This is a genomic window from Commensalibacter nepenthis (assembly GCF_029953305.1).
GTDB lineage: Bacteria > Pseudomonadota > Alphaproteobacteria > Acetobacterales > Acetobacteraceae > Commensalibacter > Commensalibacter nepenthis.
Window position 1 is genome coordinate 2,131,027 of sequence record NZ_JASBAN010000001.1, and the last position, 15,417, is coordinate 2,146,443.

Consider the following 15,417-nt stretch of genomic DNA (forward strand, 5'->3'; position numbering starts at 1 on the left):
CTGCCATGACGGGGATGACCCATGGATTGTCGATTTTGATCTATTCGGCGTTACTTTCCCACCACCATTTCAGGATTTTAAAGAAGTTCATAGTGTTTCTCTAACCCCCTTGTAATTCTGTAAAGGGCGTAGAGATCAATTCCTACATCTATAAGTTATTAAGTTACATTTTACCTTTATTTCTATTTTAAATTTTTATAGGTTATATTTTTCTTTAACTCTTTTGTAAAAATTTATGATGGTGACACTTTCCTCTTCTGTTTCCTTTGATATACGTGCAGGCACGATTATCCATGCGGTTATAGTTTCCTTACCTGGACATTACATAGTAAAAATTAATTTTGGTTCAATCATTGGTATTCGTACATGTGTGTTACACACAGCACCACATATTTGTGCAGAATCCCTATTGGAACAACATGTATGTGCCATTATTAATTTTCCAGAATTTAAGAAGAATACCAAAACCCTAAAGACGATAATACTGTGCATGCCTGATACGCATGGGCATTATATCCCTATTCAACCCGATCATTGTATCCCTAACGGAGGTTCTTTATTTTCATGACAACACATTATATGACCATTTCATGGGATCAACTGCACCGAGATGCCCGCATTCTTTGTGAACGCCTCAGCCATAAACAATTCAAAGGTATTGTTGCGGTTACCAGAGGTGGAATGGTTCCTGCCGCGATTATTGCCAGGGAATTAGAATGTCGATTAATCGAAACCGTTTCTATTGTCAGCTATGACGAAGAAGAACAAGGTGAACTGAAAATCATCAAACAACCCACTGTTGCAGGTGATGGTGAAGGATTCTTGATCGTGGATGATTTAGTTGATTCGGGGATTACTGCAAAAGCCATTCGCAAATTGTTACCCAAAGCACATTTTGTTTGTTTATATGCAAAACCCGCAGGAAAACCATGCACTGATGATTTTATCATGGAAGTTCAACAGGATACTTGGATTTTATTTCCTTGGGATTCAGCCCCAGCCTTTGCCCCACCTTTGGTTAAAAATAAAAATTAATAAAAAATGAAAAATTTTTATAAAAAAGGACTTGCGTTCTTTATTAGAACCGTCTAATTAGATGTTCATTCGGGGTGTGGCGCAGCCTGGCTAGCGCGCTTGTTTTGGGTACAAGAGGCCCCCGGTTCGAATCCGGGCTCCCCGACCATCAATAAACTTTAACTTAAAAAAAGTTAAAGATTCCTATAAACAAAGAGGATTATATGGCAAAGGCTCGTATTTACAGACGCGCCAAAAAGGCAACACAATCAGGACATGCTCATCATTTATGGGTTCTTGATTATGGACAATCCTCTTCTCGTTCTCATGATCCTGTGACAGGTTGGGTTGGAAGTAATGATACTCAAGTTCAGGTGAGTATTTCTTTTCAAACTAAAGAGCAAGCAATTGCTTATGCTGAACGTAAATCTATCGACTATGATGTTGAAGAGCCTGGGTCAACACGTTATACTGTGAAAAATTATGAAGACAATTTTCACAATAATCGTAAAATGAACTGGACACATTAATTATAAGCGCCCTTAGCTCAGCAGGATAGAGCAACAGCCTTCTAAGCTGTGGGCCGCTGGTTCGAATCCAGCAGGGCGCACCATATATCTTGTTATTGGATTATCCTTAACTATTGAAATTCATCAATTCCTACCCAAGCAATATTATTTTAATTGAGATCACCAATCCTGTAGGAATATCACTACTTACAACATAATCATTTATTTGCAGCAGCGCCAAACATTTTATAAAAATTTAGATATTCGAGGCAAATCCCACTTTATTTTGTTTTGTTGGTAAACTTCTTTCGGAAACAGAACAAAAACTGGGTTATTATCTTTATTCAACCAGCCTAATATTTCCCTCATATTTTGCTCATCCATAGAAGTACACCCAGCAGTGGTTATGTTCTTCTGTGTGCGAAGATGCACGAAGATACAACTACCGGCTTTGGGAATGTTCTGCGGATTATAATTTAAAACAAACCCCAATTTATATAATTGATCCCCATCAAAATGAAGATCGCGCCGCATAGGTTCTGATGAATCCTTGACAGGATCAAAGGTTAGTTTTTGATGATTTACAATTTGATTATAGTAGACTGACTGGCTATTATCGATACAATAATCATCTTTTGTTAACGCTTTATATGGATAGGAAAAATTGGGTTTAAGGGCATATCCAAAACTTTCTCCGATTTGGTAAAATCCAACGGGGCTACGCATATCCCCTTCTGTTTTAATCAATTTATGATTAACTGATACGGGCATTCCTGCCCCCCATGCCACTCCATTTTTTCCTAACGACACGGTGAATGGATTTCCAACAGAAACCCAATGGTGATGTCGATATTGAAACCTAAACAACATACCATGATCGGCATCCCAATCCTCTGATAAAACCAAAATCATTTGTTGATTCTGTTTCCATATAATTTCCGAGTGATGATTATCTTGTGCGGTGCAAGACAATAAAAAAATCACACTAGAAATGAAAGTCGATATTCGAATGAAAGAATTCATATCAATACTATAATGCCAAAAGTTTCGTCAGATAAGCGTATACTATTTCATCTTTAAAAGAAGATGTTTCATTAATCTGGATTTAATTATATAGTTTCAAGTATTATTCAATTATCATTTCTTTTGTAAAAAGGTTTCTTATAATGAAAATCTTAGTGACTGGTGGATGTGGCTATATTGGCAGCCATACCTGTGTTCAATTAATTAACCAAGGCTATGACCCCATTATTATTGACAACCTTTGTAATAGCAAGGAAATGGTTTTAGATCGCATCCAAGAGATTACTGGAAAAAAACCAATATTTTATCAAGGGGACATCAGAGATAAATCTTTGCTTCAACAAATCTTCAGTGAGCATAAAATTGACAGCGTCATTCATTTTGCCGGATTAAAAGCGGTTGGTGAATCAGTTCATAAACCCTTAGAATATTATAATTGTAATGTATATGGCTCTCTGATTTTATTTGAAGCCATGCGTGAGGCGAATGTAAAAAAAATAATATTTAGCTCTTCTGCCACAGTTTATGGCACACAACCAATCGTTCCTTATGTTGAAACGATGGAGACTGGGGAGCCAACACAACCTTATGGTCGCAGCAAGCTGTTTATTGAAAAAATATTACAAGATTTAATCGTGGCAGAGCCTGATTGGTCAATTACATTGCTAAGATATTTTAATCCTGTTGGAGCGCATTCTTCTGGATTGATGGGCGAAGACCCCCAAGGTATCCCCAATAATTTGATGCCTTATATGACCCAAGTTGCCATTGGAAAAAGAGAATCTCTTGCAGTGTTTGGAGATGATTATGAAACCGCAGATGGAACCTGTGTTCGCGATTATATTCACGTCATGGATCTTGCCGATGGACATTTGGCAGCATTAAAATATAATCAAGACCATAAAGGTGTACATATATTTAACCTTGGTTCTGGTCATGGAAATAGTGTGTTAGAGGTCATTGCCGCCTTTGAAGATGTCTTTGGCAAAAAACTCGCTTGGCATTTCGCGCCACGTCGTGCTGGTGATTTACCAGCTTATTGGGCAAATGCTGACAGAGCAAAAAAACTATTAGACTGGGAAACTAAACTCAGCCTTCATGATATGGTTAAGGATTCATGGAATTGGCAAAGTAAAAACCCTAAAGGGTTTGTTTAATATCTTATAACTAAGGAGGATCCTCATGTCTGGTTTTAATCCCGTCGATCACCCCCATCAACGTTATAATCCTTTAACAGATGAATGGGTTTTGGTGTCTCCTCACCGTGCGAAACGACCTTGGCAAGGCCAAACGGAGCCTCCTGTTCAAAAAGATACGATTCAACATGACCCCAATTGTTATTTATGTGCAGGTAATAAACGGATAACAGGGGATATTAACCCTCATTATACATCAACATATGTATTTAATAATGATTTTGCAGCGTTGCTTCCTGAGACCCCTGCTTATCAACAAATTAATGACCCATTATTTAAAACAGAAGCTGTGCAAGGCACTTGTAAAGTCATTTGCTTTTCCCCAGATCACAGCAAAACCTTACCAGAACTGTCTATTTCCTCTATTCAAGACATTATTCAAACATGGATTGAACAGCTTAATGAACTCGGTCAACACTATAAATGGGTGCAACTCTTTGAGAATAAGGGAGCCATGATGGGATGTTCCAATTCCCACCCCCATGGTCAAATTTGGAGCAGTAATTTTATTCCCAATGAAATTCGCAAAGAAGATTGCTGCCAAAAAAATCATTTTCAAAAACATCGTTCTGTACTCCTGATGGATTATGTGCATAAAGAATTGGATCAAAGAGAGCGTGTTGTTGTTGAAACTGAACATTGGGTTGCTTTGGTGCCTTATTGGGCAATATGGCCTTTTGAAATTCTTTTATTACCTAAACAACTTATTCATCGATTGAATGAATTATCCTTAGAACAACAGGTCGATTTAGCCATTATTCTAAAATCCTTAACAATAAAATATGATAATTTATTTAATTGCTCTTTCCCATATTCAATGGGATGGCATGGCGCGCCATTTACAGAAAACTCAACTGAACATTGGCAACTTCATGCGCATTTCTATCCCCCGCTGCTTCGCTCGGCAACAACTAAAAAATTCTTGGTTGGTTATGAAATGCTTGCTCAGGCGCAACGTGATATTACCCCAGAACAAGCCGCTGAGCGTTTGCGCGTATTAAGCAATATTCACTATAAAGAAGAATAATATGATGCAACAAATGATTAAAGAAACACTCCTCCTCTTTGGTAAAAAATATGGCTATTCTGCGGAAATTTTAGTTCAAGCACCAGGTCGGGTTAATTTAATTGGTGAGCATACAGATTATAATGATGGTTTTGTTTTGCCTTGTGCAATCAATTATAATACGTTGGTTGCCAGCAGACCAAGAAGCGATTATCAAGTCAATGTGATTGCTGTTGATTTCGATGGCAAAGACAATTTTGAACTGAACAAACCCATCACGCAATCAGAAAATAGCTGGGCAAATTATGTCCGAGGTGTTTTTAAATATATCCAAGAAATACATCCTGATTTTACAGGAATGGATTTAGTAATTCATGGGAATGTTCCCTTGGGGGCTGGCTTAAGCTCTTCTGCTGCATTAGAAATCTCGATTGCAACAACAATTAAAACGCTCCATAACCTAGATATTGACCCAAAAGAACTTGCTAAGATTTGTCAAAAAGCAGAAAACCAGTTTGTTGGCATGAATTGTGGCATTATGGATCAATTTATTTCCACACTTGGTGAAAAAGATCATGCGTTATTAATTGATTGTCGCAATCTTGAAACTGTCTCTATTTCGATACCAACGGATATATCCGTTGTTATCATCAATAGTAACGTCAAACATGGTTTAGTTGACAGCGAATATAATTTACGTCGTCAACAATGTGAAGAAGCAGCTAGCATTTTAAACGTAACAAAATTACGTGATGCTACGATTGAGTTGCTTGAACAGCATAAAACACAAATGAGTGATGTTATTTACCGTCGTGCAAAGCATATTATTACTGAAAATGCGCGCACATTGGAAGCAGCCAGAGCATTAAGCGAAAATAACATTTCCAAAATGGGTGAACTTATGCAGGAAAGCCATCTTTCTATGAAAGATGATTTTGAAATTACTGCACCCGCTGTCGATTGTTTGGTTAATATTGTTAAATCTGTATTGGGTGATAAAGGCGGCGTTCGCATGACTGGTGGTGGCTTTGGCGGCTGTATCGTAGCCCTTGCCCCAAAAGAAATGGTTGATGAAATTCGTCAAACTGTTGAAAAGGAATATCAAAATCAAACAAACTTAAAAGAAAGTTTTTACCTTTGTCATGCTGTGAATGGTGCTGGCTCTGTTAATATATAATTAAATGTTATATTGGTTGTAGGATAAATTATTCATTCTCCTGCAATATCATTCAATAACTCATACATAAATATACTGTATCTAATCTTTGAATTATGATGGGATTCAATAATATTAATCATTATTAAATCCCATCATAATTCACTTTAGTAATACTATATTGTAATATCTAAAGGGCAATAATTACTCTTTAAGCTCCTCTTTTTCATCTGGTTTACTATTTGTGCTGTGATTAGTAAATAAAGGATCACGTTTTAATGCAGTAGCAAGACCATAAATATAAAGCAAAAGAATTGCCGAGAATGGTAAACCACATAAAACAACACCATTTTGCATTGCACCAAAGCTGCCTGCCAATAAAAGGCTGATACTGACAATTGTAATTACAATTGACCAGAATATTCTTAACCAAATAGGCGAATCCTCGTCATTTGTTTTTCCTTTGGTAGATAGATTTGCAACCATCATCGTGCCAGAACCCACAGGGCTTAGGAATAAAATAAAGCACATGACAATAACAATAAATGCAACATAAGGATTTAATGGTAAAAATTCCAAGAATTTAAACAAGGATAATGCTTGGTCTGTTAATGCTAGTTGCCCCAACCCTGATTGACCTTGTTGAAATACAAGTTCAATTGCAGAATTTCCGAAAATTGATAACCATGCCAATGTGAAGCCCAAAGGGATTAAGCAAACCCCCAAGGTCACTTCTCGGATTGTTCTTCCTTTTGAAATACGTGCAATAAATAACCCTACGAAAGGTGCCCAAGCAATCCACCAAGCCCAATAAAATATTGTCCAGTCGGCAAGCCATTCTGATGCTTTATTGTTGTAAGTATATAAATTAAAACTTTGTTTGACAAATTGACTTAAATAATCCCCAACATTCTGCACCAGTGCATTAATCAAATGCGTTGTCGGTCCAGTAAAAAACACAAATAGTAGTAATATACATAACATACGAATATTGATGTTCGATAAAATAGCTAGCCCTTTATCGATCCTGACAACCGCGGTAATTGTGGCAACCATCATCATCGCCATAACAACCACGACGAGGTTAAAATGATTATTTACAATTTGCGGGAACACGAAATGTATTCCTGACAATATAACCAATGCACCAATACCAAGATTTGTTACCAGTGAGGTCACTGTTGCTAATATCCCAAATCCATCAACCAAATCGCCAATTAATCCATATATTCTATTTCCAAAAATTGGATATAATGCAGATCTTAAAGCCAATGGAAAATCTAATCGGAACCCAAAATATCCTATGGTAATACCTACAAGCGCATATAAAGCCCAACCATGCACGCCCCAATGCAAAAACGTATAAACCATTGCCTGACGAGCTGCATCGCGTGTGCCTGCAGCCCCTTCGGGAGGACGTAAAAAATGGTCTAGGGGTTCAGCTGTGCCGTAATATAACAGCGCAATACCAATCCCTGCTGAAAATAACATCGAAGTCCAAGCCAAATATCCAAACTCGGGTCGATCATCATCTTTTCCCAAAGGAACACTGCCAAATTTAGAAAAACCTAGCCAAATTACAAAACCAAGGCAGGAAATCACAACCAAGATATAATACCATCCAAAAAAATGGTTTGCTTGTCTTTGTGACCATTGTAAAATATTGGCACACACATCTGGAAATAAAACAAAAGCTATTCCAAAAAGAGTAATCGAAACAGCCGATCCTAAAAATACAAGTAAATTAAGACCCGTTTTATCCCTGTTTACTAAGTCATGAGGCATTATTGTCTCCGAAATGATCCGAAAATACCAAAGCCCATACGGTTGATGGGCTTTGAATATATTTTACAGAAAAGATTTTAGCTATGGAAATACTATACATAATTTTATTTTTCATTCAAGCGATTGATTGATCGTTCAATCAATGTTACTTTAGTTCATAAAATATCGATACAAATTTTCGTCACAGGCATTAATGATAAGAATAAAAGATCATGAAAAAAAATAGATATGAACCCGAAAGCATCAGAACAAAACAGATTTTAGATGCCACGGTTAATGTTATTCATGAGGTTGGTGTTGCGAATACAACCCTTGCTAAAATAGCGCAAAAGGCTGATTTATCCACCGGTATTTTGAGCCACTACTTTGGAAATAAACAAGGACTTCTTAATGCTTGTATGCGGGATATGTTACGCAATCTACATTCTATTGGCAAAGCCAAAAGAAAAAACGTAACCCATCCTGTAGAGATTATAAAAACAATAATTGATTCGAATTTTGATATCAGCCAAGTCAATAATAAAGCGATTCGTGTGTGGTTGGAATTTTGGAATTCTAGTATGCATGAACCTGAATTGCATCGGCTGCAACGTGTTAACGAAAAACGCCTTTATTCAAATCTAAAATATCAATTTCAACAAATCATTCCACTTGAGCAAGCCGTTATTGCTGCCCGAGGGATGGCTTCGTTAATTGATGGATTATGGCTTAGAGGCAGTTTGATGAGTGTTCATGTTCAGTTCGATATTTTACAGGCTCGTGAAATTGCTTATCAATATTTAGACATGCAAATAAGACTATATAAAATTAAAAAAGAGGATCCTCATGAATAACATTAAAACATATCAACTTTATATACATGGTAAATATGTTAACGCAACCAGTGGCACGACATTTGAGACGATTAATCCTGCAAATGGTGAAACCATTGGTTGCATTCAATCTGCCTCACAAGAAGACATCAATCTGGCTGTAGAAAGTGCAGAAAAAGGTCAAGCTGTCTGGGGTGCAATGACGGCAATGGAAAGGTCTCGCATTCTCAGAAAAGCTGTCGACATCCTACGTGTTCGTAATGATGAATTGGCTGAATTAGAAACATTGGATACGGGTAAAGCCTATTCAGAAACATCAACGGTTGATATTGTCACTGGTGCGGATGTATTAGAATATTACGCAGGATTGGCAACCGCAATCCAAGGTGAACAAGTCCCGTTACGTGAAACCAGTTTCTTTTATACACGTCGTGAGCCTTTGGGTGTGGTTGCGGGCATTGGTGCATGGAATTATCCCATTCAAATCGCGCTTTGGAAATCAGCCCCAGCTTTGGCGGCTGGCAATGCAATGATATTCAAACCAAGTGAAGTCACCCCTCTAACAGCCCTCAAACTTGCTGAAATATATACCGAGGCTGGTGTTCCAGATGGTGTCTTTAACGTTGTGCAAGGTTTGGGTGATGTTGGTGCAATGTTGTCTGCACATCCAGTTATCGAGAAAATTTCATTCACAGGCTCTGTGCCAACAGGTAAGAAAGTGATGTCCTTGGCTGCCAGCTCTTCTTTAAAAGAAGTGACCATGGAATTAGGAGGTAAATCCCCTTTAATCATTTGTGATGATGCTGATGTAAATGATGCGGTTAATATTGCAATGATGGCGAACTTTTTCAGCACAGGTCAAGTTTGCACTAATGGTACTCGTGTTTTTGTTCCTGCCTCAATGAAACAAGCTTTTGACGCAAAATTATTAGAACGCGTAAAACATATTCACCTTGGCCATCCAATGGATGAAAAAACCAATATGGGACCGCTTGTCAGCTTCCAACATATGGAAAAAGTATTATCTTATATAGAAAAAGGCAAACAAGAAGGCGCAACCTTACTTTGTGGTGGTTCACGCGAAACATCGCAAGATTTTGGCAAAGGGGCATATGTCCAACCAACAATCTTTACCGACTGTCATGATGATATGAGTATCGTTAAAGATGAGATTTTTGGTCCAGTCATGAGCGTTCTTTATTATACTACTGAAGAAGAAGTGATTACTCGTGCAAATAATACGCCTTTTGGTTTAGCTGCTGGTGTAGTCAGCAAAGACATTAGCCGTGCACACCGTATCATTCATCAAATCAAAGCGGGCATTTGTTGGATCAATACATGGGGAGAATCTCCTGCTGAAATGCCCGTTGGTGGCTATAAACAATCTGGGGTTGGCAGAGAAAATGGTATCTCAACTTTGGAACATTATACCCGTATAAAATCTATCCAAGTAGAAATGGATAAATACAGCTCAATTTTCTAATACATTTATAATGTTACATATTTAAGATAAGGATAAAATTAATGACCATTAAAGAGTATGATTATATCATCATCGGCGCAGGCTCTGCGGGAAATACAATCGCAACACGTTTAACAGAAGATCGCGATACAACTGTTTTGCTTTTGGAAGCAGGTGGACCTGATTATCGTTTTGACTTCAGAACCCAAATGCCTGCTGCATTGGCGTATCCTTTGCAAGGACGTCGTTATAATTGGGCCTATCTAACCGATCCAGAACCTCATATGAATAATCGTCGTATGGAATGTGGTCGCGGTAAAGGATTGGGCGGATCATCCCTTATTAATGGTATGTGCTATATTCGTGGTAATGCCATGGATTTAGATAATTGGGCTGAACAAGATAAAAGCCTGTCTGATTGGACCTATGCAGATTGTTTGCCTTATTACCGTAAAACCGAAACAAGGGATATTGGCGCGAATAATTTTCATGGTGGAGACGGTCCTGTCAGTGTCACAACACCCAAAAACGGGAACAATGAGCTATTTCATGCGATGGTTGAAGCTGGTGTGCAAGCGGGTTACCCACGCACAGATGATTTAAATGGGTATCAACAAGAAGGGTTCGGTCCAATGGATCGTACAGTTACCCCAAAAGGTCGCCGTTCCAGCACAGCGCGCGGATATTTAGACACGGCAAAAAAACGTAAAAATATTAAAATTATCACTCATGCCATAACGGATAAAATTCTATTCTCTGGTAAGCGTGCTATCGGCGTTCAATATATTCATGGCAATAAATCAGAAATGAATGTTGTATACGCTAAAAAAGAAATTATCTTAAGTGCTGGTGCGATTGCATCCCCACAAATCTTGCAACGTTCCGGCGTTGGTCCACAAGACGTTCTAGATGAATTCGGTATTACCCCAGTCCATGTTTTGCCAGGGGTTGGCCAGAATCTACAGGACCATTTGGAAATGTATCTGCAATATGAATGTACAAAACCCGTTTCCTTGTATCCTGCATTAATTTGGTATAATCAACCACCCATTGGTGCCGAATGGTTATTATTTGGCAAAGGTGTTGGTGCCTCTAATCAATTTGAAGCAGGTGGATTTATTCGATCAAGTGAAAAATTTGAATGGCCAAATATTCAATATCATTTCTTACCTGTTGCGATTAATTATAATGGATCTAATGGGATTAAAAAGCATGGCTTTCAAGCCCATGTTGGTTCTATGCGTTCCCCTTCAAGAGGCAGGATACGTCTTACCTCTTTGAATCCTCATGACCATCCAAGTATCTTGTTCAACTATATGTCTGCTGAACAAGACTGGGAAGAATTCCGTGCTGGTATTCGCATTACTCGTGAAATAATGCATCAGCCAGCCCTTGATGAATATCGTGGTAAGGAAATCAGCCCAGGTAAATTGGCTAAGACTGATGCTGAACTTGATGAATTTGTCAAAAACCATGCTGAAACAGCTTATCATCCTTGCGGTAGTAATAAAATGGGATCTGATGATATGTCTGTTGTAGATCACGAAGGACGCGTTCATGGGATTGAAGGTCTGCGCGTTGCGGATGCATCTATTATGCCAATTATTATCACAGGAAATCTGAACGCAACCACGATTATGATTGGTGAAAAAATAGCTGATGCTATTCGTGGAAAAAAACTACCTCGTTCGACTGTTGAATATCACAAAGCAAACGGCTCACCCGTTCGTACAAAACCAATGAGAGACTTTACAGAAGATATGTTAGAATAATTTAAAATAGAATTCTAAATAAGACTAATCAGAAAGGCATAAAGTTATAACTTTATGCCTTTTTTCAGAGCTTATTTTTCAGTGCCAAAGACACAAGTTAATTGTGCAGAACCCAAAGAATGAAAATGGGTATTAAATCCAATATAGGCTGGGGATACATCCTTGGTAATCTCTAGTTTTTCAACATCCATCGCATGAATTGTGATGATGTAACGATGCATTACTCCTGGAGGAGGAGCTGCACCGCCATATTCATATAAACTAAAATCATTGCGGACTTGAATAGCACCCTCTGGCATTCCTTTGGAAGATGCGCCTTCTTCTAACTGCGTTACGGTTGCAGGAATATTTGCAACAACCCAATGCCACCACCCAGAACCCGTTGGAGCATCAGGATCAAACATGGTAATCACAAAACTTTTTGTGCCTGGGGGTGAGTTTTCCCAAAATAAGGAAGGCGATAAATTATTACCGTCTTGTCCCATACCGTTAAAGCGTTGAGCCTTAGGCATTATATCGCCTTCTTTATAAGAATTGCTCCATAATTTAAACATTTTATTCATCCTTTCATAAGCTATATAATAAGAAAGCTTAACATAAAGATGATAATAAAATCATTAATATAGTTAAAATTTATGTATCAATAGAAAAACGATAAATCGTCTTTTCATCATAAAGTTCACCAGGTTTTAATATTGTTGAGGGAAAATTAGGATGATTGGGGCTATCTGGATAATATTGAGGTTCAAAAGCAATCCCTTCACATTGACGATATGCTTTGCCTGAATATCCTTTGAGGTTCCCTCTCAACGCATTACCCGTATAGACTTGCATACCAGGCAACGTTGTGAATAAATCAAGTTTTCTGCCACTTGCTTCATGCACTAACTTTGCAGCAGGGCGTACCGCTTTGGTTGGATTACCATCAATCACCCAATTATGATCATATCCAATAGCTTTATAAAGTTGATCAAAATTATCACGAATATGCTTACCAATATAAGTTGCTGTTCTGAAATCCATGGGTGTATTGGCGACTGAAGCAATTTCACCGGTTGGGATCATATGTTGATCGACAGGCGTGTAATGACTGCAAGATAATGGTAATGTCGCAAATTTCAAAAAATGTCAAATTTTTAAAAAAATATTAAAAAACAAATTTTGTTAATTTTTTGAATTATAACGATATTTTTTATTATTAAATCAATTTAAAAGTTTAATTTTAAAGAAAAAAAATTTGCGACAAGACCGTTTAAAAAGCTATCCAAGTTTATATCGGATAGCTTTTTTTATGAATTAGTCGTTATGATGTTTGTGTTGATGGGAGGCATTATTATTTTGATCACGATGATCCCCATGATTGCGATCATTGTCGTCACGAGGGCTACGATGATCCCCACGATTGCGATCATTGTCGTCATGATAGTTACGGAGATCTATACAACTGCGGTTATTATCATCACGAGAGCTACTGTGATCTTCACGATTATGGTCATTATCGTCACGAGAGCTACGATGATCCCCACGGTTATGGTTATCATTATTAGTGCCTCCAATATCGTCACTTTGGCTGGCAGTCGATGTCTTGGTTTGTGAAGATTCTTGTTCTTGTGCAAAAGAAACAGATGGAATTAAAAGCATTGATAAAGCGAGTAAGGTGTATTTTTTCATTTGATCTCTCATTTCATAAGAATTTAACTGAATATCTAAAATAATTATGGATAAACTATGAAGAATAAATGATGAAATAAAGGTATTTTTACAAGTTTAGTTTTAAAAAAAATGCTTAATAATCTTTATTGGAATTAGAACCATGCAAATATTATGTATTCGGTAAAGTCAAGAGTAAATATAAACTGATGAAGTCATAATTCACTTGAAAATACTTGAAAGGCTGGGTTTCAAGAACGCATAATATCATTACGAACATGTCAATATATCCATGGCATCTTCTATTCTTCTCGTAAATCGAGCATCTTGTCGTAAGTTTTCAAAGATAGGGGTAATTAGATTTATATCGATTTTGTGATCAATCTTGGCAAGATGTCCAATGCAAGTAATCGCCAGACCAATAATATTTTTATCATCATGTGTCTTTAAATATAACTGAACATATTGTTTAAGCCTATTCTAAATCATCTATATTGAAGGTTAGATCAAGCAATGCGTTCAGCACTCGGTTTTTGTAAGGATATCTTAAATCAAATTTAATTTGCTGTTTGCTTGGCATTGATAGGTTACATGCTTTATACAAAAAGGGATGGTATTATGTAAATAATATCGTCCCTTAGGTTAAGGCTGTTGTTAAAGAAGAAATATTACTCTAAAGGAGTGGGAACTTTTGCAGCTTTCATTGCTTTTGCCTGATTTTTATCGAGTTCATCAGTATCAAAATTTGCTATCATTTCTTGGAATAAATGATGCCAGTTTAATTTTGCGTCAAGGCGAGTAAATAAGCTTCCTAAACCGATCGCAGAGCGGTCTACCAATACAAATTCACGTGGTGGGGTAATGCCACCAGTTTGTTGCAAGCCTTTATGGACTTTTGCAGCAATTTTACGTCCCAAGTCGGGATCGCTATCATCTTGAATGGATCGTTCTTTGTCTTGTGTTAGTGGTGCATAAAGAAAACGAGCCCATTCGTTGAGAATATCCATTGTATCTTTGGAAATATCTTTGAATCCCCATGCTGTATAGGCGTGATGTGCAAGCTCATCATCATGAGTTTCAATCGCCTTGCAAAGATCGATCACGCCTTTGACGAATTTCCCTTTGAATATACGGATTGAACCAAAATCCAGTAAGCATAAATGATTATCAGCGTTAATCAGGAAGTTCCCCATATGAGGGTCACCGTGAATAACCCCATATTGATAGAACGGAATATACCAAGAGCAGAATAAAGAGCGAGCAATGTCATTACGATGGGCTTGATCTAACCCACTTTCGATCATTTGACGCAGCCCTTTGCCTTCGATCCAATCCATGGTTAATAATCGACTGGTTGATAAGTCTTCAACCATATTTGGGACAATGGTGCGTTTGTTTTTTTCTAGCATCAAAGAGAATAAACGCATATTTGCGGCTTCTCTTTTATAATCTAGCTCTTCTTGCAGGCGAGTAACAAGCTCTTTATAGACTTCATCTTGTTTGATGGCATTATCCAAACGATGATATAATGCAATTAACAACCGCAGTTGCTTTAAATCAGACTCTACAGTACTGACCATATCTGGATATTGCAATTTACAAGCAACCTGGCGACCATCGGGAAGAGTGGCTTTATGAACTTGCCCTAGACTGGCTGCTGCCGATGCTTCTTGGGAAAAAGATGCAAAATGAGATTCCCAGTTAGCACCTAGCTCTGCTTTCATACGCCGACGCACAAAAGACCACCCCATCGGTGGAGCATTTGATTGCAAATGTGCCAATTCATCGGCATATTCATCAGGCAAAACATTGGGAATAGTGCTTAATAATTGAGCCACTTTCATCATCGGTCCTTTGAGTCCACCCAGAATATTTTTCAATTCTTCGGCATGTGCAGATTTATTGACCGATATGCCCATCTTTTGACCCGCCAAGCGCGCTGCAATACCGCCTACCGCTGTGGTGGATTTAATCATGCGGCGCATGCCACCTAAAAGGCTAGTTTTGTCTAGATTATCATCTTTTTCCATGA

The 15,417-nt window shown here is 37.8% G+C and carries 15 protein-coding genes and 2 tRNA genes; 11 read left to right on the forward strand and 6 right to left on the reverse strand.

The window, feature by feature from the left end; genetic code table 11:
- Window positions 1-235: 235 nt before the first annotated feature.
- From QJV33_RS10040 to QJV33_RS10060, 5 genes are all read left to right on the forward strand, one after another.
- Window positions 236-568, forward strand: a complete 333-nt coding sequence (locus QJV33_RS10040) for a hypothetical protein (protein WP_281463195.1) — start codon at window positions 236-238, stop codon at window positions 566-568.
- Entirely contained in the window at window positions 565-1,035 is a 471-nt protein-coding gene (gene gpt, locus QJV33_RS10045; RefSeq protein WP_281463196.1) for a xanthine phosphoribosyltransferase, read from the forward strand. Before QJV33_RS10040 ends, gpt begins: the two co-directional genes overlap by 4 nt.
- 70 nt (window positions 1,036-1,105) lie before the next feature.
- A tRNA-Pro gene (locus QJV33_RS10050) sits at window positions 1,106-1,183 on the forward strand.
- Between the two features lie 55 nt (window positions 1,184-1,238).
- Complete coding sequence (locus QJV33_RS10055; protein ID WP_281463197.1) at window positions 1,239-1,544, forward strand: ETC complex I subunit; 306 nt, start codon at window positions 1,239-1,241, stop codon at window positions 1,542-1,544.
- A 6-nt stretch (window positions 1,545-1,550) separates the two neighbouring features.
- Window positions 1,551-1,627: transfer RNA gene (locus QJV33_RS10060), tRNA-Arg, on the forward strand.
- 142 nt (window positions 1,628-1,769) lie between these two features.
- On the opposite strand, the gene QJV33_RS10065 is transcribed toward QJV33_RS10060, so the two are convergent.
- Window positions 1,770-2,435: a L,D-transpeptidase family protein gene (locus QJV33_RS10065; protein ID WP_281463198.1), complete on the reverse strand. Its 666-nt coding sequence runs from the start codon at window positions 2,433-2,435 to the stop codon at window positions 1,770-1,772.
- Between the two features lie 254 nt (window positions 2,436-2,689).
- On the opposite strand from QJV33_RS10065, the gene galE reads away from it, so the two are divergent.
- Genes galE through galK form a run of 3 tightly spaced genes read left to right on the forward strand, consistent with a single transcriptional unit; the run spans window position 2,690 to window position 5,925 of the window.
- Window positions 2,690-3,703 carry a UDP-glucose 4-epimerase GalE gene (gene galE / locus QJV33_RS10070; RefSeq protein ID WP_281463199.1) on the forward strand — a complete coding sequence of 338 codons (1,014 nt, stop codon included), beginning with the start codon at window positions 2,690-2,692 and terminating at the stop codon, window positions 3,701-3,703.
- A 25-nt stretch (window positions 3,704-3,728) separates the two neighbouring features.
- The gene (gene galT, locus QJV33_RS10075) at window positions 3,729-4,769 is read left to right on the forward strand and encodes a galactose-1-phosphate uridylyltransferase (protein WP_281463200.1); all 1,041 of its coding nucleotides are present in this window, start codon (window positions 3,729-3,731) and stop codon (window positions 4,767-4,769) included.
- Window position 4,770: 1 nt separating this feature from the next.
- Window positions 4,771-5,925 carry a galactokinase gene (gene galK, locus QJV33_RS10080; RefSeq protein WP_281463201.1) on the forward strand — a complete coding sequence of 385 codons (1,155 nt, stop codon included), beginning with the start codon at window positions 4,771-4,773 and terminating at the stop codon, window positions 5,923-5,925.
- Window positions 5,926-6,108: 183 nt separating this feature from the next.
- Here the strand turns inward: galK and QJV33_RS10085 are convergent, their stop codons facing one another.
- Entirely contained in the window at window positions 6,109-7,689 is a 1,581-nt protein-coding gene (locus tag QJV33_RS10085) for a BCCT family transporter (protein WP_281463202.1), read from the reverse strand.
- Window positions 7,690-7,901: 212 nt separating this feature from the next.
- On the opposite strand from QJV33_RS10085, the gene betI reads away from it, so the two are divergent.
- From betI to betA, 3 genes are read left to right on the forward strand one after another with little or no spacing between them, the layout of a single operon-like run.
- On the forward strand, window positions 7,902-8,522 hold the full coding sequence (gene betI / locus QJV33_RS10090; RefSeq protein WP_281463203.1) for a transcriptional regulator BetI: 621 nt from the start codon (window positions 7,902-7,904) through the stop codon (window positions 8,520-8,522).
- Complete coding sequence (betB, locus tag QJV33_RS10095; RefSeq protein ID WP_281463204.1) at window positions 8,515-9,984, forward strand: betaine-aldehyde dehydrogenase; 1,470 nt, start codon at window positions 8,515-8,517, stop codon at window positions 9,982-9,984. The genes betI and betB overlap by 8 nt, the downstream gene beginning before the upstream one ends.
- Window positions 9,985-10,025: 41 nt before the next feature.
- Entirely contained in the window at window positions 10,026-11,735 is a 1,710-nt protein-coding gene (gene betA, locus QJV33_RS10100; RefSeq protein ID WP_281463205.1) for a choline dehydrogenase, read from the forward strand.
- 71 nt (window positions 11,736-11,806) lie between these two features.
- Here betA and QJV33_RS10105 read toward each other — a convergent pair whose 3' ends face one another.
- The 4 genes from QJV33_RS10105 to QJV33_RS10120 all read right to left on the reverse strand — a co-directional run bounded on the left by QJV33_RS10105 (window position 11,807) and on the right by QJV33_RS10120 (window position 15,415).
- Window positions 11,807-12,289 carry a kinase inhibitor gene (locus QJV33_RS10105; protein WP_281463206.1) on the reverse strand — a complete coding sequence of 161 codons (483 nt, stop codon included), beginning with the start codon at window positions 12,287-12,289 and terminating at the stop codon, window positions 11,807-11,809.
- A 79-nt stretch (window positions 12,290-12,368) separates the two neighbouring features.
- Window positions 12,369-12,857 carry an aldose epimerase family protein gene (locus tag QJV33_RS10110; RefSeq protein WP_281463207.1) on the reverse strand — a complete coding sequence of 163 codons (489 nt, stop codon included), beginning with the start codon at window positions 12,855-12,857 and terminating at the stop codon, window positions 12,369-12,371.
- 174 nt (window positions 12,858-13,031) lie between these two features.
- Window positions 13,032-13,406 carry a hypothetical protein gene (locus tag QJV33_RS10115; RefSeq protein ID WP_281463208.1) on the reverse strand — a complete coding sequence of 125 codons (375 nt, stop codon included), beginning with the start codon at window positions 13,404-13,406 and terminating at the stop codon, window positions 13,032-13,034.
- 647 nt (window positions 13,407-14,053) lie between these two features.
- Window positions 14,054-15,415 (reverse strand): ABC1 kinase family protein, encoded by a 1,362-nt coding sequence (locus tag QJV33_RS10120; RefSeq protein ID WP_281463209.1) that lies wholly within the window; start codon window positions 15,413-15,415, stop codon window positions 14,054-14,056.
- Window positions 15,416-15,417: the final 2 nt, after the last annotated feature.

What these genes read in the sequence shown, in the direction of transcription:
- QJV33_RS10040 (WP_281463195.1), top strand. Translation starts at nt 236, where the DNA reads ATGATGGTGACACTTTCCTCTTCTGTTTCCTTTGATATACGTGCAGGC.
- gpt (WP_281463196.1), top strand. Translation starts at nt 565, where the DNA reads ATGACAACACATTATATGACCATTTCATGGGATCAACTGCACCGAGAT.
- QJV33_RS10055 (WP_281463197.1), top strand. Translation starts at nt 1,239, where the DNA reads ATGGCAAAGGCTCGTATTTACAGACGCGCCAAAAAGGCAACACAATCA.
- QJV33_RS10065 (WP_281463198.1), bottom strand. Translation starts at nt 2,435, where the DNA reads ATGATTTTGGTTTTATCAGAGGATTGGGATGCCGATCATGGTATGTTG.
- galE (WP_281463199.1), top strand. Translation starts at nt 2,690, where the DNA reads ATGAAAATCTTAGTGACTGGTGGATGTGGCTATATTGGCAGCCATACC.
- galT (WP_281463200.1), top strand. Translation starts at nt 3,729, where the DNA reads ATGTCTGGTTTTAATCCCGTCGATCACCCCCATCAACGTTATAATCCT.
- galK (WP_281463201.1), top strand. Translation starts at nt 4,771, where the DNA reads ATGATGCAACAAATGATTAAAGAAACACTCCTCCTCTTTGGTAAAAAA.
- QJV33_RS10085 (WP_281463202.1), bottom strand. Translation starts at nt 7,689, where the DNA reads ATGCCTCATGACTTAGTAAACAGGGATAAAACGGGTCTTAATTTACTT.
- betI (WP_281463203.1), top strand. Translation starts at nt 7,902, where the DNA reads ATGAAAAAAAATAGATATGAACCCGAAAGCATCAGAACAAAACAGATT.
- betB (WP_281463204.1), top strand. Translation starts at nt 8,515, where the DNA reads ATGAATAACATTAAAACATATCAACTTTATATACATGGTAAATATGTT.
- betA (WP_281463205.1), top strand. Translation starts at nt 10,026, where the DNA reads ATGACCATTAAAGAGTATGATTATATCATCATCGGCGCAGGCTCTGCG.
- QJV33_RS10105 (WP_281463206.1), bottom strand. Translation starts at nt 12,289, where the DNA reads ATGTTTAAATTATGGAGCAATTCTTATAAAGAAGGCGATATAATGCCT.
- QJV33_RS10115 (WP_281463208.1), bottom strand. Translation starts at nt 13,406, where the DNA reads ATGAAAAAATACACCTTACTCGCTTTATCAATGCTTTTAATTCCATCT.
- QJV33_RS10120 (WP_281463209.1), bottom strand. Translation starts at nt 15,415, where the DNA reads ATGGAAAAAGATGATAATCTAGACAAAACTAGCCTTTTAGGTGGCATG.